Consider the following 25,006-nt stretch of genomic DNA (forward strand, 5'->3'; position numbering starts at 1 on the left):
CACCTAGCTAGGCATATAATTCAGATCATTGTTACGCTTGAGTTTGATGATACCCGTTGCGTTCAGGAATAAAATGAACGGATAGGTAGGGTCAAACTCATGCCATTTTACGCCAAAATTGGCCCTTCCGCCCAGTTTGTGGTGGTTGTTGTGGTACGATTCGCCCATCATCAAAAAATCGAATGGAAGCAGGTTTTTAGCCGTGTCGTTTACTTTAAAATTGGTATAACCGTATTTGTGCGCGTACCAGTTGATGATAACGCCGTGGACGGGACCCATCAAAAAGTGAATTGGCAACAACAAAAACATCCACCAAGCCGTCGCAAATTGGAGGTAAAATAAGACGTATAATGCGCCCCAACCAATACGAATAATCCAATAATCACCCAGACGCTCCATGAACTGCCAGTGAGGAACATCCTTTTTAAACTTGGCAGGAATTTGGTCTTCACGGTGTAAGATATTGTTGTAATAATTCTTGGTTTTCCACATCATATCAAAAAGACTCGACGAAAAACTCGGCGAATGAGGGTCTTCTTCGGTGTCGGCGTAGGCATGGTGCAGGCGGTGCATTACGCCATACGCATACGGACTTAAAAATGATGAACCTTGAAAAATAAAGGTAAGCGTGTAAAAGAATTTCTCCCAAAACGGGCTCATGGTAAACATTTTGTGAGCGGCATAACGGTGCAAGAAGAAGGTTTGCATCAAAAGAGACAAATACCAGTGGGCTACAAAAAATAAGAGAATGTACATAAATTGAGAAAATGAATTGAAACGATACTCCTACAAAAGTATCGGGAGGGTTTGGAAGAAAAGATGAGAAAAATCAGGTTTCTTTGTTTTTTAAAACAGCATTAAAAATGACATTTAACGATTTTAAACAAAGTCTCTCGCTCTCAGGGCCATCGTCGGATTGTCCTATTTTAGTGAAAGCGCTTTGGTACGACGCCAAAGGGCAGTGGGATGAAGCACACGATATAGCTCAGTCGCGGGAAGGCACGCGCGACTACGACCGCTTGCACGCCTATTTGCACCGCAAAGAAGGAGACCAATGGAATGCAGGCTACTGGTACCGCCGTGCCCGCGCCGAAATGCCAGCCTATTCACTAGAACAAGAATGGGAAGAATTAGTCAAAATGTGGCTGTGATTTTTAGAATGTCGAGTGGAGACGGGGTCGCCCGAGCGATGCAGAATGTCGAATAGAAATGCAAAACGTGCCTCAGGTTGCTCACAACCTGAGTAGCCTGTGCTTTCTGGTTGTGAGCAACCAGAAGACGCGACGTAGGTAAATGCAAGTAAAAAAGTACTTTTGGAGAATAGAACCTATTGACCCACTTTTTTACCATTCATTTCCCCATGAAGTCTTTCTTTTTTTGTTTCGCTGTGCTGTTGTTTTCGTCGTCTTTCTCAGGGTTTTCACAAGATAAAATAGGGATTGTTAAACACAATCACTTGGCACTTCAAGTGCCCGATTTGCAGGCGAGTGCGAAGTTTTATGGGGAAGTATTGCAATTAGAACGCATTGAAGTGCCCGACAATTTGAAGGCGATTCGGGCGTGGTTTAAAATTGGTGCCGACCAACAAATTCACTTGTTGGCAGGACGTACACAACCCGTCGTCAATGACCGAAATGGTAGCCATTTTGCAATTTTTGTGGCTTCCATGGAGAAAGCAGAAGCGTATTTAACCCGCCTTAAACTGCCTTTTCACAAACAAACACGCTTTGACGGAGTCATTCAAATCTACGTTCCTGACCCTGACGGGTATTTGGTTGAACTCAATGAGTGGAAACCCTAGGGGAATGTCGAGGGGCGAGTGCAGACGGGGGCGCCCGAGCGATGTCGAATGTGCTTTAATGTGCCTCAGGTTGCTGACAACCTGAGTTTATGAATGTGCTTCAGGTTTCTCGAATGTGTCTCAGGTTTCTCAAAACCTGAGTTCTAATCTCGTTTATTTTCTTGCATAAAAATACAAGTTGACCGACGGAACATTTCGGCGTTCGCTGAGGGTAAAATAACCTTTGTTGTTTAGGTCAAAACAAACCGCTTCGCCTTGAGGCTCAAAGATATATGGCAAACTTTTGGTAGGGGCGCGAAGCAGCACTTCGCCTACAGTTTCGGTGGCTTTGCGCTTCCAATAATAGATGGCGGTATAGCCTCGAACGATAACTTCGGTACCAATTGTTGAAATCGCGCCACCTGTTAAATCTACTCCTACGGTCATTTCCCCTACTTTTTCGGCAGTGATAACTTCCGTCGTAGATTGAGGGTAAGCCAAGCGATACACACGGGCGTTGGTGAGCCACTTTGTAACGACGTAAATATCTTTTGTCAAAGGGTCAAGCAGCAACGTTTCGGAGTCATAAGCCCCGTCGGGAAAGCGAAAACGAATCCAATCAAAATTGGTGATTTTTGAGGTCAATGTGCTAGGCTCTGGAAAACGGTAGATTTGTTTGATGTCCCGAACGTTGGAGTTATCTCCAATATCAGCCAGATAAATGTACGACTCATTGGCGTCGGGGCCTGGGCCCACGGCCATGTCTTCCCAGTCATAATTGATAAAAGGAGTGGTATAATTTGCCACAATTTTACCTTGGCGGTCAAGTAGATAAATGCGGTCAGGCGAGCCAGCATCTTCGTGTGTCCAGAGAAAACCAGCTTGTTTTTTACTATCGGCCAAGCCTGAAGCCTCATCAAGTTCATCGGCGGGAGAAACAGCATGAGCGGTTGGGGTTCCCGAAAAATTCTCCGACAACTCCGTAGGTTCACCAGGAGTTGGAGTAGGTTTTTCACATGATATAATTAAAAAGGCGCAGATACTTACCAAATAACAAAGTTTATTCACGGCAGTTGTTTTCAAAGTTTTGTAATAATCAACTCCACGCGACGGTTGAGCTGACGAGTTTCTTCGCGGTTGTTATTGGCAATTGGCCTACTGGAGCCAAAGCCTTTGCCCGTAATTCGGCTGGGAGAAATGCCTTTTTTTACCAAAAAAGCCTTCACTACTTCCACCCGCTGACGAGAAAGGGCTAGGTTTAAATCAAAATCCCCTCGGTTGTCGGTATGGCCTTGGAGCTCGATGTTGGCCGTTGGGTGTTCTTGCATAAATTTGAACAAATTCTCCAATTCCGCATTCGATTCAGGCAGCAATTCGGGCTTGCTTTGGGCAAAACGTAAGTTTTGCAATACAATCGCTTTCCCAACAGAAACGTTTTTGTTGTCTAGTGAAGTATAGTTTTTGGGAGGTTCAGACGTATTTTCTTTGGGGGCTTCCTTTGGTAAAGGCGAAGAGACCACGGGCTGCGGGGCAACGGGAGTAGGGGTGTTTACAACCAAGGGTTGGCTGATTTTTTCTTCAAGCAGCTGAAAATCACGCTTGATGCTAGCGGGGTCAACCACGTAATCGTACAATTTAATCATCGCTACAGCTCCGTCACTGGCTTCGTCTTTGACGATAAGGTCATCGAAGAAAAAATTGAGCATGCCGTCTTCGTCGATGATACCTTGGGAAAAACGGTCAGTAAATTCAACTTTTGACTCCCCGTCCACGTACATTTTAAGCTGGTTCGTTCTGGCATCCCGCGCCACCACGTAGTGGGTATATTCGTTGGGGTTGACGGGGGCTTTGGTGCCCACGGCAAAATTGTAAAAATTGAGTTTGCCGTAGAAGATATAGCACCCATTGTCAGATTTACGATTTTTAAAATCAATGACTCGTTTCCAGCTGTCTAAGGTGGTAAATCGGAAGTAAATCTCAATGGTATATGAACCGCTCAGGAAACCATTGGCGGCACGGTTGTCAAACTGTAAACCACAGTTTCTGTCGAATACATAAACGGTACGTTGGAGGTTTTTGAGTTCGGGAAGTTTTTCGTTTTGAAATGTGCCTTCTTGACCCAACACCTTGAGTTTCGGAAATTTACCTGATTCTTCTTCAAACGAGTTTTCAAAACGATAAACGGCAGTCCTCTGAGCTTGCACGCTCGACAACAACGCAACAATACACCATAAACACAGGATAGTGAAACGCATGGGCTAGAGTGGAAAGGGTGAATACTATGCCAAAAGTAGTGAATTAGATTCAAATTTTGTAGATATTAGGCAGCTCCACTCGGGGTAAACCTGCTAGTTATACCTTGTCTTTCCATCGAAATCGTGCGTCAAACGTCATTGGCGTAATGTTGGTTATGCTGATTCGAGGCGCGTCTGGGTGGCTCGGGTTAATGAGGTAGTTAAACTCTTGAGGAACAATACTACTAGGCACTTTGAGAACTGCTGCTTCGTTGCCCAACACAAAATCATCACCAATGGTTTGGGTCGTAACCGTAGGAGGCTTGGCGTTCCAATCGTCAGGTAAGTCTTCGAGGCTAACCTCCAACATAGTGAGGTCATCAGGGATGTCAATTTCGACGTAATACCTGTCCGAAGGCAAATCTTCGCTTAAATCAAGGTGAACCGAAACTTCTAAAGTAGCCAAAGCACGGCTTTCAGCGGTATATACCAAGCGAGTATATAAACTATTCCATCGGTAGCCTTTGGCCATAGAAGCACCGATGCCTAACAAAGTGGTCTTTAGGTATTTTTCGCGCTCAATTCGATAAACTTTCATTAGGCAAAATTCCCAAATTCGATTCGATTGAGACAAAAAGTTACTTCGTCGATACCCGTAACGGTGTCTAGTAAGCTTTCTGGGGTATTTCCGCCGAGGGATAAGTTTGGCTTTTTTAACCAACGCTGAAATTTTTCCTCCTCATTATTAAATACTTCTAGTCCAAAATCAAGCAATTCTGTGATGAGGACAATCAATTCGCTGTCACGCGTATCGAGTAACGAATGCTCACTTTTTTTCTTGTTGTAGGTGGTTTGGGGCATCCCTACAATGGATAAAACAGCTTTGACGGGTCGATTTAGACGTTTACTAATGAACTCAATCGTGTGATAAGGAATCCCACCTCGAATGATTCCTACCCGCTCCATTTTATTACTCCAAGTATAGTTTTTACCTTCGGCTTCAATCACCCATTTTTTAGGTGAAGTGGCCATGTCGGACGCCTTTTTTACACTTCTTTGGGTGTTAAACGGCAACGTATTACTGGTTTTGTGGGCCATTGTGCAACATATTTGTTGTGAATATATAACAAATATATTGTATCTGGAAGTTCTTTATACTTAATTTGATGCATTAACTCAATCTTTTGCTATGAAACCTGCCTCAACATTAGAAGTGTGGCTACGTGGGCCACTTCCCGAAGTCCCTGCTTTGTTACAACCCGTTGCTCATGCACTTTTGCAAGCCCGTGAAGAGGTTGAAAAAATGGGCACTGATTTTGTCAATGAAAAATTATGGGAACGTCCTTTCGAAATGGCTTCGGTAGGGTTTCATTTACAGCACCTTACGGGGGTGTTGGATCGGCTTTTTACGTACGCCAAAGGCGAAATGCTCAATCCTTCGCAGCTCGAATGGTTGGCCAATGAAGGAAAACCAACGCTAGGACAAGAGTCGTTTCAGCAATTGTTTTTGTTGTTTAGTCAACAAATTGACAAAGCCATTGCGCAGCTCATCGCTACCGATGAAGCTACTTTGCTCGAACAACGCGGAGTAGGACGGGCGCAAATTCCATCGACGGTGCTTGGGCTTCTTTTCCACGCCGCCGAACACACGCAGCGGCACGTCGGCCAATTGCTTGTGACGGTGACGGTGGTTAAGGGTTGATTGAGTTTCGGGTTTAATGTTTCCAGTTTTTAACTCCTATTTCTTACATAGGGCGGGTTGTGAGCAACCCTTGGCACATAGAATAAGTAAGTGTCGAATGCAGAGGGCAGAATGTCAAATTTAAATTGTCGAGTGCAGAATGTCGAATTTTTAGTGCCGAATAAGCCCATTCGACATTCTGCATCGCTCGGGCGACCCCGTCTGAAATCGACATTCTTAAAACAGTTTCATGTGCAAAATCGGATAGGGTTTGCCCATTCCATCGGTTTCGGAGCGGCTGATGATTTGAAACCCCATGTGTTCGTAAAAACCCACTGCTTGCGGATTTTGCTCGTTGACATCAACCCGTTTTACACCTAAGTCCTTGATGGCGTGAGCCACAAATACTTTGCCTAAGCCTTGCCCGCGAGCGTCGGGATGGATGAAAAGCATTTCGAGGCTATCGTCGTGTACACCCATAAAACCCACAATAGCTCCCTCCAAACTACGAATACATTCCAGATGTACTGCTTTGAGATACTCGTTGAAAATCAGTGGTTTGAAGTATTGAATGTCAGATTCTGGCAAAAAATGATGCGTGGCACGTACCGAAGCTTCCCATACTTCGACGATTTCGACATAGTCGGGCGGTTGCGCTAATTCAATAGTAACAGGGTTTGAAAAGGAGGGCATACAAATTGAACGTGTTTTTTTATAAAAGTACGACTATTTTTGCAGCTTATCTTTTCTGTGCCTAACCACGTCTTTTCACTTATGCGTCTGTTCGTTTTTCTCTTGTTTTTAGTGGCAATATCATCGCGGGCTCAATTAACGGCTCCTTCTCTGAAAGTTAGCTGGGAAATTGTGGAAAATAACCACAAGGGTAAAACCGCTTCGTTGACTTCGTTTACTTTTACAAATACGTCTAAAAAAGCTCTTCCCAAGTCAGGATGGAGCCTGTTTTTTAATAACGTTCGTACAATTGATACGACCGTTTCTCCCGATTTTATCATTCGGCACGTCAACGGTGATTTGTTTCAACTCATGCCTACGGCGGCGTTTCAGGGGCTAAAAGCTGGTGCTTCCACCACAATTTCGTTTATTTCTTCGGCTTGGGTAGTCAACTTTACCGACGCCCCCGCGGGCTTGTATTGGGTGTGGGAACAACAGTCCGAACGCGGCTATCCGTTGACCGATTATACCATAAAGCCTTCTACCCAACCGCGTCAATACCAGCGTTTTGCAGGAGATAAGTTGGGGTTGATTACACCCGAAATGATTTTTAATCAAAACAAAGCGACGGAGGAAATAGCCGAAAAAGAATTGCCTAAAATTCTACCTAGTCCACAACAATACCGTGAACGAGGCGGGCCGTATGTCATTACCCCTCAAACCGTTTTGTCTGTGCCTGAGGCATTTCGCGACGAGGCGAGTTATTTGGGTAGCCAGCTTTCGTCGATGCTAGGTTCGCCTTTGGCGTTTTCTACTGAAAAACAAACCACTGGAATTGTATTTAAACAAGAAACCATGCCTAGCGAGACGTACCGTTTGATGGTCAACCCGAGCGGAATTGAAATTACGGCGGGCGACCGAGCGGGGGCTTTTTATGGGGTACAGTCGTTGTTGGCGTTGTTGTCACCGTCGGCTTGGGGAAAAACGCAGTCAAGTTTGTCGGTAACGGGCGTAGAAGTGAGCGACCAACCGCGCTTTGGGCACCGTGCGATTATGCTCGACGTCGCTCGGAATTTTCACTCAAAAGCGCAAGTGATGAAGTTGCTCGACTTGATGGCCTCTTACAAACTCAATGTACTACACTTGCACTTTTCGGACGACGAAGGTTGGCGTTTGGAGATTCCATCCTTACCTGAATTGACGCAAATTGGTGCCGTGCGCGGTCACGGAACCGACCCCCTCAAATTGCTTCAACCTTCTTTTGGTTCAGGCCCTGATGCTTCCCAAAATGCAGGGACGGGATATTATAGTCGCCAAGATTTCTTGGAATTGTTGCGTTATGCCAATGCCCGCCACATCAAAGTAATCCCCGAAATCGAAGCACCAGGCCACGCCCGCGCGGCTGTGGTGGCGATGAAAGCCCGCTACTCGCAAAAAATGGCCCAAGGACAAAAAGAAGAAGCTGAAAAATACCTGCTTCATGACCCCGCCGATCGCTCAGTATATCGTTCGGTGCAGTCGTGGAACGATAACGTGATGAATGTAGCCATGCCATCAACGTATCGCTTTTTGGAAAAAGTAACCGACGAAATTGTGGCGATGTACCGTGATGCCAATGCTCTGCTGGAAACCATCCACTACGGCGGCGACGAAGTGCCAGGAGGGGTATGGACGCAGTCGCCTGCGGTACAGCAGTTGCGCCGTGACAATCCGAGTATTCAATCAACCGACGACCTTTGGTATTATTTCTACGGGAAAGTGATTGATATTGCCCAAAAACGCGGCCTGTATGTGTATGGTTGGGAAGAAGTGGCGATGCGAAAAACGTTGCTTGATGGCAAAAATCACGTTATCCCAAATCCCGATTTTGTGGGAAAAGGTGTACAAGTGGACGTTTGGAATAATGTGCTCGGCTGGGGTGCTGAGGATTTGGCGTATCGCCTTGCCAATGCGGGCTACAAAGTGGTGCTTTCGTGCGTTACGCACCAGTATTTTGACATGTCTTACTACAAGTCGTTTGATGAGCCTGGGTATTATTGGGGCGCTTATACGGATGTTGATAAGCCCTTTTCGTTTATCCCTTACGACTATTTTAAAAACTCGAAAGAAGACCGTTTAGGCAATCCCCTCGACCGTTCGATTTTTAATGGAAAAGAACGTTTGACGGAATATGGAAAGCAAAATATCGTAGGGGTTCAGGGATTGTTGTGGAGCGAAACGGTCAATTCGCCCGAACGGATGGAGTACATGATGTTGCCAAAATTGCTTGGAATGGCCGAACGGGCGTGGGCATTGTCGCCAACGTGGGTGGAGAAAAACGACGATAAAGCCTATCAAAAAGCGTGGTCAGTGTTTGCTAACCAACTCGGCAAACGCGAACTTCCTCGTTTGGATTTCCGCGCGGGCGGGTACGCGTATCGGGTTCCAACGGCAGGGGCTGTGGTTGAAAACGACCAAGTAAAAGCCAATGTTCAATTGCCAGGATTGACCATTCGCTATACCGCCGATGGCACCGAGCCGACGGCAACTAGCGCGGTGTATAGTCAGCCTTTGCCAGTAAGTAAAACGATAAAAATGAAGGTATTTACGTCTAATGGTCGCTCAAGCCGCACGGTAGAGGTAAATCCGTAGAATTTACTTGTAAATCTTAACGCAGTCGAAATCATCATTTTCTTGTAAAAAAGACTTGATGGTTTCGATTTTCTCTCAATACGAGATATTTTTGGTCAATTAATACTTTCATGTAACGAGCAGAGTTCGGTACTGACGATTAAGACTATTTTCGAGTGCTACCGCTATATTTTCACGGTTCAATTCGGGAAAATCCATGGGTCTTTCCTCTAACCAACAATTCGACAACCCTGCTTTTTTGTTAATTTCTCTTCTATTGTTTCGCAAAACTCCTTATTTGTTGAAATTTCAACAATTTTAGGGTTACAACTTCCTGTAATACAGATTTTTATAAATTGCAACGTTTTTGCAACGCTTAAAACTTGGTGTTTTGATGGTGAGTGAGGTAGCTTTAAATAATGTTAAAGCTAAATTTCAATCATACGATGCGACTCCGTCTTTTGCTGCTGATTCTTATCCTCGGACTACTGTTGGTAGTGTGTTGGTTTTGGTACGAAAAACAGTTACGGGCATTGGACCAACAACTTCGCCAACGGCAACAACAAGTAGAAAATAACCCGTAGAACCATAACCGTAACCCAAAGCAACCAACTCTATGAAAAACGCAATACTACCCAAATGCTTCTTCGTCATGTTACCAGTTCTCTTGTTGAGTGGCCTGGTGTTTGCACAACCTAGTTCAGCAACCCTCACAACTGGTACTCCCGGGTGCCCAAGCACAAACGTAACCGTTACGTTCAGCTTTGGAGGTTGGACTGTCAGTACAAGTGCAAGTCTTGAGCTGAGTGATGCAAATGGGAATTTTCCTGGAACCATCATTGGCAACATTGCTGCTGGTCCAGCAACGAGCCCTGGTTCCATCTCTGGAAACCTTGGAGCAGTCACCCCAAGTACGTCTTATAAATTGAGGATAAATTCTCTTTCTCCTGTGGGGAATTCTACTACTTCCTCATTCACCATTTCAGGAGATCAGGTTACGGCTACTTATCCAAACCCATTAGGGCCCTATTGTGTGGGTGATCCGATTTCGGTTTCTTACCTACTTGACTGTAACTTTCTTTCTGGGAACACGTTCACCTTGCAATTGAGCAATGCGTCTGGGAGCTTTGCTTCCCCCATTACAATCGCTTCGGTAAATTCTTCTGCCAGCGGGGCAATTAATGGTAGTTTCCCCGATGTACCAACAGGCAACGGCTATCGGATGCGTATTGTGTCCAGCAATCCAAATGGTATTATCAGCAACCAATCCTTACCTTTCCGAATTGGTAGTGGTGTCCTGAAGAATGCGAACATGTCGCCCATGAAGGTCAATGGCTCAATTTTTTGCCAAGGGGAATCCCTCAACTTACTTTACGAATTCGACGCAGCTGATCCAATCAATGCAGGTAATATTTATACCATTCAGCTGAGTAATAATAACTTTGCTACTTTCCGTACGATTGGCCGTTTGGCATCCACTGCTAAATCAGGTACAATCCAGGCGGTGATACCTTATGACATCAGTGGAAGTAATTATGAAATCCGTATTGTAGCCAGTGCGGGACCAATTGATGGATGTGAATACGGGCTTTACTTTATTCCTTCTGTCCGTCCGACATTAATTGATCCAAGTAATTCTTTCGTTTGTTTGGGATCTCCTGTGGCTTTTAGTGCTAACCCTGGGTTCGATGCCTATCAATGGCAACGGGTTTGTTCTCCAGCCTTCATCAATACCACCGCTGGTTTCAACACACCCGTTTCTGTTGCGATTGCCAAAAATGGGTCTAATGTGTATGTGGCAACTGCCCAAGGCTTGGTGATTTCCCGTAACGGTGGGACTACCTATACCGAAGTCGTACTACCCGCAGAAATTGTGAATGATGTTTTTGTCAGCAGCTCCAATGTATATGCTTCGACCGACCAAGGCTTGTATGTCTCCAATAATAATGGTAGTAGCTTCCCCACTTTGTTTGGTACAGGTAATGGAATTCCAGTTGCGAAGGTGCGCGCTTCGGTGGCTACGTCCAACGGTGGCAACGATTACATTTATGCTGCTACCACCAGTGGCTTGTCTCGCCGCATCAATACAGGTGGTTTCACTACCGTTCTTTCCAGTGTATCCGTGGCTGATATTTTTGTAGAAGGCACCAATGTATATGTTGCCACCAACAATGGAGTTTATGTTTCTAACGACAACGGTACAACGTTCAGTTCTCCTTTTCAGATAGCCAATGGTCTGCTCAGCAACAACATTACTGCCATTTTTTTCAAAGACGGTATCATGTATGCGGGCACAGACAGTGGCATAGGCATTTCTACTAATGGTGGTCTGAATTGGGTGTCTTACAATACTGCTAATAGCGAACTGCCAGATAATCTTATCCAAGCCATCTCAGTTGTTAATAACTTTATCTACGTGGGCACTCCAAAAGGGTTAGCCGTGACCAATCTGGGGGGAGATGCTTTTACGACCATTTCAGTGGGTTTGCAAACGCCCAACATTTATGGTATTGTGGCGGAAGCTACCAATAGCACGAATACAAGTGTCTTTTTGGCCACTCCTGATGGGGTTGGTTCGACTGCTTTCACCCTAACTGGTAACTTAGACAGCGACCGAACATTCGATATTGCCTCGGTTACCCCCGCCGATTCTTGGTGCCGCTTTCAAGTCAAAGTGACGGAAAACACCTGTTCGCTGACCAGTAATCAGGTTCGTGTCGCGGATATTCCACCCACCATCTCTTTGTCCAAGGTAGATCCACCCACTTGTAATGGCCAAAACGGAACCATCACCGTATCTGGCTTGGTCCCGATGACAAAGTATCAACTCATCTACAGCGGAGGAGCAGTTGGCTCGCCTGCGTCTGGGGATAATGTGACGACCAATGCTAGTGGCCAAATTACCATCAACGGACTGAGTGCTGCTACCTATAGCGTTAATGTAGTCAGTCTGATAGGGCCACCTAATCCTGGATGTGCCTCCAATGTAACAACGATAATGCTCACTGATCCGATTAAACCGAGCGTTACTCTCGGTACGATTACTCCCATTTGCGCAGGGGCTATGTCGTTTAATATTCCATATACCAATCCCACGCAATCGCCCAACCAATATTCGATTTCGGGGGCAGATATTTCCCCCATCACCAACGGAGGTTTGTCCAACCCCATCACGGTCAATTTAAGCACTGCGGCTGTGGGAAGTTCACTTTCCTTTATCCTCACGGTCAGAAATGCCACAACTGGTTGCGTATCAAGCAATATTACGGGTAGTGTGACGGTTGACCCCGTGAGCGTGGGGGGTAGCATTTCAGGTTCAACCGCAGTTTGTACGGGGACAAACAGCACGGTTTTAACCTTGTCGGGGCAAACAGGTAGCATTCAAAAATGGCAATCGTCGTTGAGTTCCGATTTCAGCGGAGCAACTGACATTTCCAACACAACGACGGAACTGACGGCAAGTAATTTAACCCAAACAACTTACTACCGTGCCTTGGTGAAGAGCGGTGTTTGTTCTCAAACCACTTCCGCCACAGCGACGGTGACGGTTGACCCCGTGAGCGTGGGGGGCAACATTTCAGGTTCAACCACGGTTTGTTCGGGGACAAATAGCACAGTTTTAACCTTGTCAGGCCAAACGGGCAGCATTCAAAAGTGGCAATCGTCGTTAAGTTCCGATTTCAGCAGTGCAACTGACATTTCCAACACGACGACGGAACTGACGGCAAGTAATTTAACCCAAACAACCTACTACCGTGCCTTGGTGAAAAGCGGTGTTTGTTCGCAAACCACTTCCGCCACAGCGACGGTGACGGTTGACCCCGTGAGCGTGGGGGGCAACATTTCAGGTTCAACCACGGTTTGTTCAGGGACAAATAGCACAGTTTTAACCTTGTCAGGCCAAACGGGCAGCATTCCAAAGTGGCAATTGTCGTTAAGTTCCGATTTTAGCAGTGCAGCTGACATTTCCAACACGACAACGGAACTGACGGCAAGTAATTTAACCCAAACAACCTACTACCGTGCCTTGGTAAAGAGCGGCGTTTGTTCTCAAACCACTTCTGCCACAGCGACGGTGACGGTTGACCCCGTGAGCGTGGGGGGCAGCATTTCAGGTTCGACCACGGTTTGTTCGGGGGCCAATAGCACGGTTTTAACTTTATCGGGGCAAACGGGCAGCGTTCAAAAGTGGCAATCGTCGTTGAGTTCCGATTTCAGCGGAGCGACCGACATTTCCAACGCGACGACGGAACTGACGGCAAGTAATTTAACCCAAACAACCTACTACCGTGCTTTGGTAAAGAGCGGCGTTTGTTCTCAAACCACTTCTGCCACAGCGACGGTGACGGTTGACCCAGTTTCGGTAGGTGGTAGTATAGCGGGGGCGGCTACGGTGTGTTCGGGGACAAATTCAACAGCTTTAACCTTGTCAAATCAAGTAGGCGCGATTCAAAAATGGCAGTCATCGTTGACATCTGATTTTGCGAGCGTGACCGATATTGCGAATACGACGACTAGCTTTACGGCGACCAATTTGACGCAAACGACGTACTATCGGGCAGTGGTTCAAAGTGGTGGGTGTGCTGTAGCCTATTCTGCGACGGCAACGGTGACGGTAAATCCGCTGCCGACGGCGACGATTTCAGGTACGACAACGGTATGCCAAAATGCCCCTGCCCCACCGATTACTTTTAGTGGGGCAAATGGAACGGGTGTTTACACTTTTGGGTATAAACTCAACGGTGGGATTTTGCAAAGCGTATCAACGTCCAGCGTATCTAATACGGCCACAGTTACACAGTTAACCACCACGCCAGGCGTGTTTTCTTATGAGTTGGTCAGCGTGTCGGATGCCAATTGTAGCCAAACTCAAACAGGCAATGCAACAGTGAAGGTGCAAGGTAAGCCAACAGTTAGCCTTACTGTGCTCCAACAAACGTTGGTAGAGGGCAACGCTCAGACTTTGTGCGACACCGATGCCAACCCTGAGAACGGTTTACAGTTAAATGTTTCGGGGGCGTGTGTGGTAGGACCGCCCGTTTGGCGGGTGCAGATAGGCGGCGGAACTTGGTCAGCTTGGAGCAGCACCGCGCCTAGCAGCCAATCAAGCGATAACCAACCCTACCGTTACCAAGCTGCTTGTGATGGGACTTGCCCAAGTACTTATACGAGCCCAATTGAACTGACAATCAACTATCGTTCTACGGTTCCGCAAAACGTATCACTGTTGGTGGATGGTGTGAATGTGGCCGTGGGGGAGAGCAAAGAAGTGTGCAGTTTGGCCAATATGACGATTAGCTTTACGGCTAATTGCGCAGCGGGTGAAGTGACCCTTTATTCGGTCGATGGAAGTGCATACAGTGCAGGTGTACCCACGAGCTTGGTTGGCAATCAGTATCACAATTACCGAGTTCGCTGCCGAAAGTTAGACGGAACGCCCTCGTGTGTTGAATCTGAGTCAGGGGTTATGCGGTTGAAGTTGGTGACGATTCCTGCTGCTCCAACGGTATCACTTTCATCAACAACGAGTTGCGATGCAACGGCAAGTTTCAGTGGACAGTCGAGCTGTGGAAGTTTGCGAACGGTTTGGTACAATGCTACCACGAATATGATTTTACCAAACTTACCGACGATAGTTCCGAGTGTAACGACGTCGTATTATGCACGTTGCCAAACGGAGAATGGCTGTGTGAGTGAGCGAAGTAATGTGGTGACCTTTACGCCAACATCCACGCAAGCCGCGCCAGAGATTACGGTGAGCCAGGAAATAGTATGTACAGGGGCAACGGTTCGTATTTCGGCGAATTGCCCTGTGGGTAGCCAAGTATTTTGGAATACGGGCGTGACGACATCTAGTTTTGAGGTAGCGTTCAACAACGTAACGAAGCAGACGTACTGGGCGAAGTGTATTTTTGGAGGAGGCTGCCAGAGCGCAGAAAGTGTTCGTAAAGATGTGTATTGGAATGCGTTTGTTGTAACGTTGATTAACGTAGGTCAGACGAAGTCAGCTATCAAAACCAACGATCGTTCGGCGTGGGCGAGTCAATTTGTTACGCGCGACGGTGGATCAGAGTTGGAACAAAGTACCCAGCAAAATCCGACTTTGTATTATGTAGAAAATGTGAACAAAATGGCACCACGTTATTGGACGATTAATGTGGAAGCTTGTGGATTGGGAACGAATGGTTCTATGACGTTTGATTTGTTGGCAACACCAGAGATGGGTGTGATACGTTCTTTCAACACACACGAAAACAACGCGCCCTACTTCATGTATGCCAACCGTGAGGGTTGGACGGAGTTGTACGCTCAAAATCACCCTGCCTATGGTTTTTACCAAGACAATGGGGTAGGAGGTAACGTATATGACGCAGGTTTACCTAAAGGTCTCTACAAATTGGGTATTCGCTATTGGGACATGAAGGGTTGGGGCAGTATTTTTCCCTCGACGCGCAAGCCGCAAGGGAACGTATTGGCCTACCAAGAATATTGGTTCAGAATCCAGTCGAAAGATGGTGTAGGAATAGGCGCAGCCAGAACTGGTGATTTGTCAGCCTCGCGGGATTTAACCCCGCTGTCTTTTGCCAGTGTTATGCCAAACCCTGTGGCGAGCCTCCTTGTCCTAAAAGTACAAAATAGCCAAGGGAAAGAAGTAGCAGCTGAACTTTCAGATGCTTCGGGTCGTCGGGTATTGGGTCGGCGTTTTGTACCCGAAACCAACCAACACCAGGAGGAGTTTGAAGTCAGTGACTTGGCCAACGGGGTGTATTTCTTGCGGGTGAACGCGGGCGAGAAGCAAGTTATCTTGAAGGTGCTTAAAGTAGAGTAAATTTGTATCGCGGTTGGAGGGGGGGATTTTTACCCCCTATTCAACCGCGTCACTCCCAAATACAATGGGTAGCTCAAAATCAAGAAAACCACTGCATAAACACTGCTGCCAGGGTCTTGGAAGCCCGCGCCAATCAGAAAGGCCACCGAAGCAATGAGTACAATCCACGGCACGACGGGGAAGCCTGGGACTTTCCACGGGCGAGGCACGTTGGGTTCGGATTTTCGGAGGTATAACAACGATGCAAAGCCTGAGGTGTAGCCAATCACGAAGAAAAACGTAGCGATGTCAGAGAGCTTTCCGCTGGCTTCTTTTCCGCTCAGGATAAATACGATGGCCATTGCGACCGACAATGGCATGGCAATGCTGGGCGTACCTCCTGCATTGACGCGCGTACCTTGGCGGATAAACAACCCATCGCGGCTCATGGAATACAATACGCGAGGGTTGAACATCACTTGGGCGTTGACAATCCCCAAAATCGAAATCATCAAGAAAAACGTCACTATCTTACCCGATTGTTCCCCAAAAATCATTGTAATGGCGTCGGCAGCGGCGAGCTTGGACTGCTGCAAGACTGGCATGGGCAAAATGTATAAAATAGCCGCGTTGACCAACAAATAAATCACGACAATCAGCAACAGCCCTCCAATCATCGACTTGGGTAAGTTACGCGCAGGGTCGGCGTCTTCTTCGGCAAAATAGGCCGCCGTGTGCCAGCCGTCGAAAGTGTAAAATATAGCCTGTAAAGCAAAAATCAACGAGCCAATCAACGAGCCTTTGGCGACGGCGTTGGTGGTAGTTTCGACGACTTGGGTGGTTGAAACATCGTTGCCATACACAAAACAAATCACCACAAAGCCAAATAACCCAACGGCTTTGGCAACACTCATGATTTCCTGTGCGCGGCTGGCGGTGCGTAGTCCCACCCAGTGTAAAAGACCCAAGCCAATGAGAATGGCGGTGGCCATGTAGCTTTCATAACCCGCCGTAGAGGGGAGAAGTAAAGCGATGTATTCGCTCATGGTAAATGCCCCAAAGGCTGTAGCCGCCGAGGTGCCTAACCAACTGTTGAAACCTACCACAAATCCAGCATATCCTCCAAAAGCCCGCCGCGCATATACGTACCAAGCCCCTGCTTTTGGAAAAGTTACTCCTAACTCAATGGTACATAAAACCCCAAAAAGTGCATAGACGCTCACCAATATCCACACCCCCATGATGAGCCAAGGGTCGCCAAGGGCTTGGGCAATGGGGCCTGGTTTTCGCAAAATTCCCGTTCCGATGGTTCCGCCAATGGTTACGGCAATGCCGAAGCCTACGCCAAGAATTTTAAGCAGCTGATTGTCTTTAGGTTGGGTGTCTGTTGATTGCATTTCAATTAGGTTTAGGAACCCCCTTTTATTATTGTAGATACAACAACGAAAAGGGAAGTGGGCAGCCGTTGCTAAATTGGCAAAAAAAGGTCAATAAGCCTAATTTTTGGCGTCTTTTGGCATTTTTGAGGCACTGCTTCTGAGCAAATAATCATTATCTTTGATACTATGTCTATTCCTAAACCCTTTTGTCATTATGGAAACTCTTCACCAGTTTTTAAACAGAATTGCCAATCTTAAAACCTTTTTTGTGCTTTTGGCGGCGTATGTTGTATTCCCTGGGTATATTTTAAAAAATGCCGAAGCCAACATCAATCAGTTTGCGGGCAAACCCATTGGGCCTATTGATCTTACTTTTGGTTTAAATCCTTCCAAAACCTTAGAAATGGTGACGGCGTATGGAGAGCAGGGGCGCGCATATTACGCACAAGGGGAAATGACGATGGACGTTATTTATCCCATTGTTTATACATTTTTATTCGCAGTTATTCTCACGCTGTTGTTCCGAAATAAGCCATATACTCCTTTTCGGTATGTCAATTTGCTTCCTTTTGTGACAATGCTGTTCGATTTTATAGAAAATGTGTTTATTGTAATGTTGTTATACCGTTATCCTGAGCAGTCGATGATTGTGGCGGTATTGTGCGAAATAGCCAAATTATTGAAGTGGTTATCGTTGGTTCCAGTAGTATTTGCCATTCTGTACGGCCTTTTCAAAAAAATACGTATTCCTAATTCTTAACAATATGACAAGTCAACAAACACCCTCGGAAATTTATTCGTCATTAGAAATTACCATCAACCGTTATATCGATTCGCTTGAGCAATACACCAACGAACAATTTTTACACAAACCCGCCGAAGACGTATGGTCGCTTGGGCAGATGTATGAACACGTGTTGATGACGGCTAATTTTTCTTTCTTGGCCAATACTGTTCGGTGTTTGGAACAACGCAAAGGACAACTTGGGGGTGAACATAATGCTTACGGCGATAATGTTTTCAAACACAATGGTTTTCCGCCCATCAAAGTGAAAGTGCCTGAGGGCCTTGGAAAAATAGAACTTATCCCAAAAACCCAAGACGAATACCGCGAGCAATTAAAGAAAGTCTTGAGCGATGCAAAAGTGCTGATTGAACCCGTCGCCAACGATGGGGGGGAATACAAGTGCTACCACCCTGTTTTTGCGTGGCTCAATGCCCACGAATGGTTTCATAACCTAGAGATGCACAGCCGCCACCACCTTCGGCAGCAAAAGGAATTGGAAGGGATAGTTTTACAATCCTAAATGGATTTTTTTCTAAGGTATTCTACCATGAGCTGACCTGCCCGTTCTGAAGCCCCCTTTTCTCCCAAAATGGCTTTCACTTGTCGATAGTCGTTGATTTGTTGCGTTCGTTTGAGGCCGTTGGGTAAAATTGCTTCCAGTTCGCTCGTAAGGTTTTTTGGGGTCAATTCATTTTGAATTAGCTCTTTAACGGCTTCTTTTTGCGCAATGAGATTGACCAACGAAATGTACGGAACCCGTATCAATCGCTTTGCAATGGCGTAGCTGACGCTCCCTGTTTTGTAGCAAACTACCTGCGGTACTTCAAACAGCGCTGTTTCGAGCGTGGCAGTACCTGAGGTGACAAGCGCGGCCGTAGCAACCGAGAGTAAGTCGTAAGCAGCATCCGTGACAAGCCGTACTCCTTGCGCTACAAAGGGTGCATAAAGCGTTTGGGGAAGGTTACCAACGGCCGCAATCACAAATTGTGCATGGGGAAAGTGCGGCTTGGTTTGTACCATCAGCGTAAGCATTTGTTCTACTTCTTGCTTGCGACTTCCTGGGAGCAGCGCCACAATGGGTTGGGTCGGGTCAAGCTGATGTTCAGCCAAAAAGGTTGGATTGGGCGTAAAATCGGCGATGGCATCAAAAAGAGGATTTCCTACGTAGTCCACGTCGTAGTTGTATCGGCGGAAAAACTCTTTTTCAAACGGAAAAATTACAAACAGACGATCTACGTCGCGTTTGAGTTTGAGGGCACGTTTTTGATTCCAAGCCCACACTTTGGGCGAAATGTAGTAAAACGTCTGAATGTCGTTTTCTTTAGCAAAACGAGCGATTCGCATATTGAAGCCTGCATAATCAATCAAAATCACGACATCGGGTCGATAAGCGAGAATATCGGCTTTGCATTTTTTCAGAAAACCCGAAATCGTACCCAGGTTTTTGGCCACCTCCCAAAAACCCATAAACGCCATGTCGGCATAATGCGTCACCAACTCAGCTCCTGCTTCTTGCATCATTTCCCCACCCCAAGCCCGACATTCGGCTTCCGAATCGTGGCGGCGGATGGCTTTAATGAGGTTACTACCGTGCAAATCGCCCGAGCGCTCTCCTGCTATCAGATAATATTTCATGGGCTGCTAGTTGACCAATTTGGTGGAAAGCGAATCAATCTGAATAGATTGTTGTAAATAACGCAAATCGTAGCCTGTTCCTTTCGGACTTAGCAGGCCGATGCGATAAGTGTCAGGGGTAAAGTTTTCGTTGTAAACCGTTAGCTCAAAACCAGGTTTATAGACCCGTGCCGAAGTGAAAAAAGTGCGTTTCCCACCTTGAATGGGTAAAGTAGGCAACAAGTAAGTTTTATTTTTTGCTGATTTTAGCACCAAAAACACGCCAACACCTTCGCCAAATTCAGGTTGAAGCACGTCTGCATTAATCAATGAAAACTGTGCAACTGTTTGAGGATGCCCAAAAAAATCAATGTTTTTTTGAGTGGTTGTAAGCGTAAGTTTCAATGCGTCGCGCTGAGTAGTATCGGCGGGTAAACTGAGTAATTGTTCGGTAGCGGTACCGAGTGGGAAATTTTCAAAACGGTATATGCCTTTTTGGTAGGCGGGAAGCGTGAAAAAATCGGCCAATTCGCTCCGAAAATGGGTGATAAGTTTGCGGTGCTGCCGCCAGTTGTAGTGGTCTGCAATGAGGCTTCGACGGCGTTCGTCCATATCTCTTTGGTATTGATACAAACTCATGGTCATAAAAATACCTCCAAAAACAACTGCTATCCGAAATACCCATGCAGGAGAAATGGACTTCCAACTCAGCAATGCTAGGTACGTAAGTGTCAATAAATGAAGCGGATACAAACTATACCGACTCGTGAAAACCGAATAAACGTCGCGTCCCCCTCTTGATACTGCAATGATGCCAATCGTTAGAATCGAGAACACAAAAACCCCAACCCAAAGATAGGGGCGGCCTGAGCGGGGGCGCTGTGGTGCCATAAATAGTTGATAGCCAAGCCACAACGTGATGCCTAGCAAACTCAACATGCCTACCAAAAACGAACTCCACAACAACCACTGAGGGTTACTGCCTTTGAAAGCCGCCATCCAGCCACCCGACAACGCCGCAAAACTTACCAGTAGATTCCCGACAAATTCGCCTGAGAAGGCCACTTTAGTCGCTTGTCCTACTTGGTAGTTGAGAAAATAAGCCAATAAGGATGCAATCATCCCGATGGTCCAGAGAGCACTTTTTTTCCAGTCTTGGGTCAAAAGCAAAATCGCTAACCCCGCAGGAAAAACCAAAAAACCATTCCCATTGGTAAAAGTTGCGGCAAACCCAACGACCAAAGCGGCTCCAAAAGCCCAAGGGTTCGTGGAATAAGAAAGTAGTGCTAAGGTGCCGAATACCAGTAAGTTGAGGGTGGTATGCTGCATCCCATTAATCCCCCAAAGCGTGACATCAAACACAAAGGGGGTGAGGTACCACAACAACACTGGTAAAAAAAACCAAGCATTGAGCCCACGTTTGAGAAAACTCAAGAACCAAAATCCCAAAATCCCCAACAAACTCAGATTGACGACCCCAATCAGCGTTCGATAATTTACGAATCCTTCTACGGCATAGTCTGTCAGCGCAATGGAGCGCGGAATAAGAATACGGTGGTCGTTTTCAGGTTCTAAAAGCAGTTTGATTTTCTGCCACCAACTGAATTCTTGCGTCAAAAGCGTATATTTTACTCGAACCAAATCATAGTCGTCGGTAATAGGAATATTGACCGCATACAAATTGATATACCACAGGTAGCTTCCGATGATTAGAAATACAAGTAGCCAGAAAAAAAGCCCGATACGTTGTTGATTCACAATGATTTTTGGGGATTGGAACGCGAATATCGTTTAAAGCGAGCTTATTCGCCGTAATACTCTACGTAGTTTTTGGGGGTTTCAATGAGCTTGATGTAGTGCAATTTGGCGTGAGGAGCCACTTCGTTTAGTCCTTTTGCTAGGATAGCCCAGATTTCAAGGACAAAATTTTCACAGCTAGGAATAATACCTTGCATAAAATCAACGTCAAGATTCAGATTTCGGTGATCGACTTTGTCAACCACACTGTCTTTCATCAGCCTGCCGAGGAGTTTCATGTCCACCACAAAGCCAGTTTCTGGATTGATAGGGCCTTTTACTGTGACAATCAGCTCAAAGTTGTGACCGTGAAAATTTGGATTGGCACAGATGCCAAATACTTCGGTGTTTTTTTCATCCGACCAGCTAGGGTTATATACCCGGTGGGCGGCATTAAAATGTTCTTTTCTTGTTACGTAAACTATCATTCTAATCGACAGTCAATAGTCCACAGCGCCGAGAGTGCCGTATTAAAAATAAGAGAAACGGAGTCACTTCGCTGTCTAATAAGTTTCGACAAAATTACGACCAAAAAACGGTATCCAAAAACATCGTAGATTTCATTGAAAATTCTTTAAAAAGTTAAATTTATTCATGGAATTTTCAATGATTTTTTGTGTGAAATAATACCTACCTTTGTAGCGTTTTTTTTGAGTATTTTTACTGTTCCAACTAATTGACTACCCACTATTTAAACGCCTTATCATAAGCTATTTCTATGATCATTGTCACTGGGGCTGCAGGCTTTATCGGAAGCTGTCTTATCAGCAAGCTAAACGAGGAAAATTTCAATTTTATCATCGCAGTTGATGATTTCTCGAAAATTGAAAAAGCACAAAATTTAGAAGGGAAAAAAATTCAAGAACGAGTGGAGCGCTCTGCTTTTTTTGAATGGTTAGACCAAAATTACTACGAAGTAGAGTTCATTTTCCACATCGGTGCCCGCACAGATACGACGGAGTTTGACCGTGATGTTTTGGAGGAGCTTAACGTTCGCTACTCACAGCAGATTTGGCAAAAATGTATCGATTATCAAATCCCGTTGGTGTATGCGTCTTCGGCGGCTACCTACGGTTTAGGTGAGTTAGGCTACGACGACAACGAATCGCAAATCCCGCAGCTTAAACCGCTCAATCCTTACGGGGAATCCAAAAACGACTTTGACATTTGGGCGTTGCAACAAGAAAAGAAACCATTTTTCTGGGCAGGTTTGAAATTTTTCAACGTCTATGGCCCCAATGAATACCACAAAGGGCGGATGGCATCGGTGATATTCCACGCCTACAACCAAGTAAAAGCCTCGGGTAAAATGCGTCTCTTCCGCTCACACCATCCCGATTTTAAAGATGGCGAGCAAATGCGCGATTTTGTTTATGTAAAAGACCTACTGGAAGTATGTTCGTTTTTGATGCACCACCGTCGCAACTCAGGTATCTATAATCTTGGAAGTGGCAAGGCACGTACGTTTAAGGATTTGGCCATCAATACATTTACGTCGATGGGGTTAGAGCCAAATATCGACTTTGTGGATACACCCGCCGACATTCGCGACAAGTACCAGTACTTTACCCAAGCTAATATGAATAAATTGCGTTCGATTGGCTACACCAAACCTTTCCATACGTTGGAAGAAGGTGTGAAGGATTACGTTCAAAACTATTTGTCGAAAGAAGCATATTATTAATCTTGAGGCAGGCTGTTTATCTCCCGTCTAAGCAAAAACCCCGACCTCAGGTCGGGGTTTTGTCTTTTATGGCTTGTGTAAGAGGAAAGATGGCAATTGAACGGCTGTTGTTAGAGCAATTCAACAAGGTCTTCTAATTTGTTGATAATAGTGCAATTGGCTCCTACTTCAATGTCTTGACCAACTACTTGGTAGCCAGTAAGTAATATTTGAGCTTTGGGGAACTGCTGACAAAGTTTATGAACATAGGTCTGAACTTCGTCGTGGGCAGGGACGGAGGTGATGCTTGCAAAGACATAGTCTGGTTGATGAACATCATAGGCAAAAACGAGCTCATTAAACGGCAGCGTTTGCCCCAAATAAACAACCCGATGGTGATGCGCCCGAATGACGTAGCTGGTGAACAACAGGCTAATTTCGTGCAACTCGCCTTCGGGTAAAAACAGTAAAAATTTCTTAGAATTGGGATGGTATTTTATTACTTGGCCATCGATGGCAACAATGACTTTTTGTCGAATCAAGTTGCTCATAAAATGTTCTTGTGCAGGCCCAATAGAACCTGTAAGCCATAGCGTACCAATGCGGGTCAAGAAAGGATAAATGATATTGAGCATAGTATTTTCAAAGCCATTTTGAAGAAAATTGGTGCTAATAATTTTTTCAAAACGATCTTCGTCCAAGTCAATCATCGCAATTGTGAGAGCGTGAATTTGGTCTGGATAGTTCAGTTTCTGATCAGAAATAGCCATAACTTCTTGGCTAATTTCGTCTAAAGAAAATTTCGCAATGTCCGAAATTTTGTACCCGTGATCTTTCAGCAAAGAAATATTGAGGACCAATTTTAAGTCTTGGTCGTCATACATCCGAATATTGGTGTCAGTACGCTTTGGTTGAATAATATTATAGCGCTGCTCCCAAATGCGAATTGTATGTGCCTTAATGCCAGAAAGTTGTTCTAAATCTCGTATGGAATAGTTACTCATTTGGCTTTCACTTTAAATGTATCAAGCTTTTGGGTTTTATTGTATTAGCTTTCCCAAAAGCCAATACAATTGCTCTTATTGTGGTAACTTTTTGTTTCCGAAAATGTTTTGACTTCTCTTTATCTAAATAAGTAAAGTAAGATGTTGAGCCCAAAGAAAAACGAGCATTGAGCAAGGACGTACATGAATGCCACTGGATTTTCTTTGCGAAAATTAGCACGTTCAAAATACCAAAGCAAGCCTACTGCGACAACAAACCAGGCGACGTAGTTTTGGAGAGGAATTGTGTTGTTTTCCCAATTCCAAAAGTCATACGTAATAGCGATGGGTTCAATCAGGAAGTCAAGTAAGACGACGCAGATAGCAGTAGCAATTATTCTGAGGGGAGGGCTAACTTCCCAATCGCTCATAAGAATACCCGCCGAATAAATGATTGCGAGCCAGTTAAGACCAATGGTCAAAGGAACACCAATTACTTTCCAGCCTAGTGTTTCACCGTACTGATAATGTCCAAAAATAAGGCCTGTGTGGATGCCCAGTGCTTCTACGCCAAATCCAATGAGATAGGTAACGATGCAATAAATCACAAAAGAACGGTTCCAATCTTGGTGAAAAATCATCATGATAAACAATGAAGTTACCAAGTGAAAAGGAACGAGTGCTTTGAAGAACTCCTCGGAATCCCTAAGGAACAAACCTGCCAATCCAGTAAGGTTCATAGCAGGTAGTATAATCCAGCAGGTGTATTCAAAGGTGGACGAGGCGCGTAGCGATGAGAAAAATGCTTTCATAAGTAGTACTTATCTAACAAAAACTCGGAGAAAAGGTTTTTTGAATCGATAAACACAAAAAATCCCAACGCTTTGCATTGGGATTTTTTAGGGAGGAAGATGGGGTTCGAACCCACGGCCTTCGGAACCACAATCCGACGCTCTAACCGACTGAGCTACAACCTCCGTGTTTTGGGAGTGCAAAGA

General features: G+C 45.5%; 21 protein-coding genes and 1 tRNA gene. 9 read left to right on the forward strand and 13 right to left on the reverse strand.

Annotation, left to right across the window (positions count from 1 at the left end; genetic code table 11):
* Nucleotides 1-3: 3 nt before the first annotated feature.
* Complete coding sequence (locus tag K339_RS0130945) at nucleotides 4-756, reverse strand: acyl-CoA desaturase (protein WP_028527050.1); 753 nt, start codon at nucleotides 754-756, stop codon at nucleotides 4-6.
* A gap of 107 nt (nucleotides 757-863) precedes the next feature.
* Between K339_RS0130945 and K339_RS0130950 the strand changes: the two genes are divergently transcribed.
* Nucleotides 864-1,151, forward strand: coding sequence for a hypothetical protein (locus K339_RS0130950; RefSeq protein WP_028527051.1), 288 nt, complete (start codon nucleotides 864-866; stop codon nucleotides 1,149-1,151).
* Nucleotides 1,152-1,360: 209 nt separating this feature from the next.
* A complete protein-coding gene (locus K339_RS0130955; RefSeq protein ID WP_028527052.1) occupies nucleotides 1,361-1,801 on the forward strand; it encodes a VOC family protein in 441 nt (146 codons plus the stop codon).
* 153 nt (nucleotides 1,802-1,954) lie between these two features.
* Here the strand turns inward: K339_RS0130955 and K339_RS0130960 are convergent, their stop codons facing one another.
* The 4 genes from K339_RS0130960 to K339_RS0130975 all read right to left on the reverse strand — a co-directional run bounded on the left by K339_RS0130960 (nucleotide 1,955) and on the right by K339_RS0130975 (nucleotide 5,112).
* A complete protein-coding gene (locus K339_RS0130960) occupies nucleotides 1,955-2,863 on the reverse strand; it encodes a YjiK family protein (protein ID WP_028527053.1) in 909 nt (302 codons plus the stop codon).
* Complete coding sequence (locus K339_RS36445) at nucleotides 2,860-4,035, reverse strand: OmpA family protein (RefSeq protein WP_051398389.1); 1,176 nt, start codon at nucleotides 4,033-4,035, stop codon at nucleotides 2,860-2,862. Before K339_RS36445 ends, K339_RS0130960 begins: the two co-directional genes overlap by 4 nt.
* A 97-nt stretch (nucleotides 4,036-4,132) precedes the next feature.
* Nucleotides 4,133-4,612 carry an RES family NAD+ phosphorylase gene (locus tag K339_RS0130970; protein ID WP_028527054.1) on the reverse strand — a complete coding sequence of 160 codons (480 nt, stop codon included), beginning with the start codon at nucleotides 4,610-4,612 and terminating at the stop codon, nucleotides 4,133-4,135.
* Entirely contained in the window at nucleotides 4,612-5,112 is a 501-nt protein-coding gene (locus tag K339_RS0130975) for an Xre family toxin-antitoxin system antitoxin (RefSeq protein ID WP_028527055.1), read from the reverse strand. Before K339_RS0130975 ends, K339_RS0130970 begins: the two co-directional genes overlap by 1 nt.
* Nucleotides 5,113-5,203: 91 nt before the next feature.
* On the opposite strand from K339_RS0130975, the gene K339_RS0130980 reads away from it, so the two are divergent.
* Complete coding sequence (locus K339_RS0130980; RefSeq protein WP_028527056.1) at nucleotides 5,204-5,716, forward strand: DinB family protein; 513 nt, start codon at nucleotides 5,204-5,206, stop codon at nucleotides 5,714-5,716.
* Nucleotides 5,717-5,932: 216 nt separating this feature from the next.
* Here K339_RS0130980 and K339_RS0130985 read toward each other — a convergent pair whose 3' ends face one another.
* The gene (locus K339_RS0130985; protein ID WP_028527057.1) at nucleotides 5,933-6,388 is read right to left on the reverse strand and encodes a GNAT family N-acetyltransferase; all 456 of its coding nucleotides are present in this window, start codon (nucleotides 6,386-6,388) and stop codon (nucleotides 5,933-5,935) included.
* Between the two features lie 81 nt (nucleotides 6,389-6,469).
* Between K339_RS0130985 and K339_RS0130990 the strand changes: the two genes are divergently transcribed.
* From K339_RS0130990 to K339_RS0131005, 3 genes are all read left to right on the forward strand, one after another.
* Nucleotides 6,470-8,998 carry a beta-N-acetylhexosaminidase gene (locus K339_RS0130990; RefSeq protein ID WP_037302371.1) on the forward strand — a complete coding sequence of 843 codons (2,529 nt, stop codon included), beginning with the start codon at nucleotides 6,470-6,472 and terminating at the stop codon, nucleotides 8,996-8,998.
* Between the two features lie 398 nt (nucleotides 8,999-9,396).
* Nucleotides 9,397-9,561: a hypothetical protein gene (locus tag K339_RS37400; RefSeq protein ID WP_211243865.1), complete on the forward strand. Its 165-nt coding sequence runs from the start codon at nucleotides 9,397-9,399 to the stop codon at nucleotides 9,559-9,561.
* A gap of 68 nt (nucleotides 9,562-9,629) precedes the next feature.
* Nucleotides 9,630-15,806 (forward strand): DUF8696 domain-containing protein, encoded by a 6,177-nt coding sequence (locus K339_RS0131005; RefSeq protein ID WP_037302375.1) that lies wholly within the window; start codon nucleotides 9,630-9,632, stop codon nucleotides 15,804-15,806.
* A 29-nt stretch (nucleotides 15,807-15,835) separates the two neighbouring features.
* On the opposite strand, the gene K339_RS0131010 is transcribed toward K339_RS0131005, so the two are convergent.
* Nucleotides 15,836-17,182 (reverse strand): APC family permease, encoded by a 1,347-nt coding sequence (locus K339_RS0131010; RefSeq protein ID WP_028527061.1) that lies wholly within the window; start codon nucleotides 17,180-17,182, stop codon nucleotides 15,836-15,838.
* A gap of 196 nt (nucleotides 17,183-17,378) precedes the next feature.
* Here K339_RS0131010 and K339_RS0131015 point away from each other — a divergent pair, with 196 nt between their 5' ends.
* Together K339_RS0131015 and K339_RS0131020 are read left to right on the forward strand one after the other, a co-directional pair.
* Nucleotides 17,379-17,924 (forward strand): hypothetical protein, encoded by a 546-nt coding sequence (locus tag K339_RS0131015; protein ID WP_037302376.1) that lies wholly within the window; start codon nucleotides 17,379-17,381, stop codon nucleotides 17,922-17,924.
* A gap of 4 nt (nucleotides 17,925-17,928) precedes the next feature.
* The gene (locus K339_RS0131020) at nucleotides 17,929-18,471 is read left to right on the forward strand and encodes a DinB family protein (protein WP_028527063.1); all 543 of its coding nucleotides are present in this window, start codon (nucleotides 17,929-17,931) and stop codon (nucleotides 18,469-18,471) included.
* Here K339_RS0131020 and lpxB read toward each other — a convergent pair.
* The 3 genes from lpxB to K339_RS0131035 are packed head-to-tail and all read right to left on the reverse strand — an operon-like array spanning nucleotide 18,468 to nucleotide 21,787.
* Complete coding sequence (lpxB, locus tag K339_RS0131025) at nucleotides 18,468-19,586, reverse strand: lipid-A-disaccharide synthase (protein ID WP_028527064.1); 1,119 nt, start codon at nucleotides 19,584-19,586, stop codon at nucleotides 18,468-18,470. The genes K339_RS0131020 and lpxB overlap by 4 nt on opposite strands.
* A 6-nt stretch (nucleotides 19,587-19,592) precedes the next feature.
* Nucleotides 19,593-21,323, reverse strand: a complete 1,731-nt coding sequence (locus K339_RS0131030; protein WP_028527065.1) for a hypothetical protein — start codon at nucleotides 21,321-21,323, stop codon at nucleotides 19,593-19,595.
* Nucleotides 21,324-21,367: 44 nt separating this feature from the next.
* A complete protein-coding gene (locus tag K339_RS0131035; protein WP_028527066.1) occupies nucleotides 21,368-21,787 on the reverse strand; it encodes a 6-pyruvoyl trahydropterin synthase family protein in 420 nt (139 codons plus the stop codon).
* 293 nt (nucleotides 21,788-22,080) lie between these two features.
* Between K339_RS0131035 and rfaD the strand changes: the two genes are divergently transcribed.
* Complete coding sequence (rfaD, locus tag K339_RS0131040) at nucleotides 22,081-23,046, forward strand: ADP-glyceromanno-heptose 6-epimerase (RefSeq protein ID WP_028527067.1); 966 nt, start codon at nucleotides 22,081-22,083, stop codon at nucleotides 23,044-23,046.
* A gap of 110 nt (nucleotides 23,047-23,156) precedes the next feature.
* Here rfaD and K339_RS0131045 read toward each other — a convergent pair whose 3' ends face one another.
* The 3 genes from K339_RS0131045 to K339_RS0131055 all read right to left on the reverse strand — a co-directional run bounded on the left by K339_RS0131045 (nucleotide 23,157) and on the right by K339_RS0131055 (nucleotide 24,986).
* A complete protein-coding gene (locus tag K339_RS0131045) occupies nucleotides 23,157-24,029 on the reverse strand; it encodes a MerR family transcriptional regulator (RefSeq protein WP_028527068.1) in 873 nt (290 codons plus the stop codon).
* Between the two features lie 119 nt (nucleotides 24,030-24,148).
* On the reverse strand, nucleotides 24,149-24,820 hold the full coding sequence (locus K339_RS35515; protein ID WP_084332376.1) for a carotenoid biosynthesis protein: 672 nt from the start codon (nucleotides 24,818-24,820) through the stop codon (nucleotides 24,149-24,151).
* 90 nt (nucleotides 24,821-24,910) lie between these two features.
* A tRNA-His gene (locus tag K339_RS0131055) sits at nucleotides 24,911-24,986 on the reverse strand.
* Between the last annotated feature and the right edge of the window lie 20 nt (nucleotides 24,987-25,006).

Origin of the sequence: Runella limosa DSM 17973 (assembly GCF_000482465.1) — a bacterium.
Lineage (GTDB): Bacteria > Bacteroidota > Bacteroidia > Cytophagales > Spirosomataceae > Runella > Runella limosa.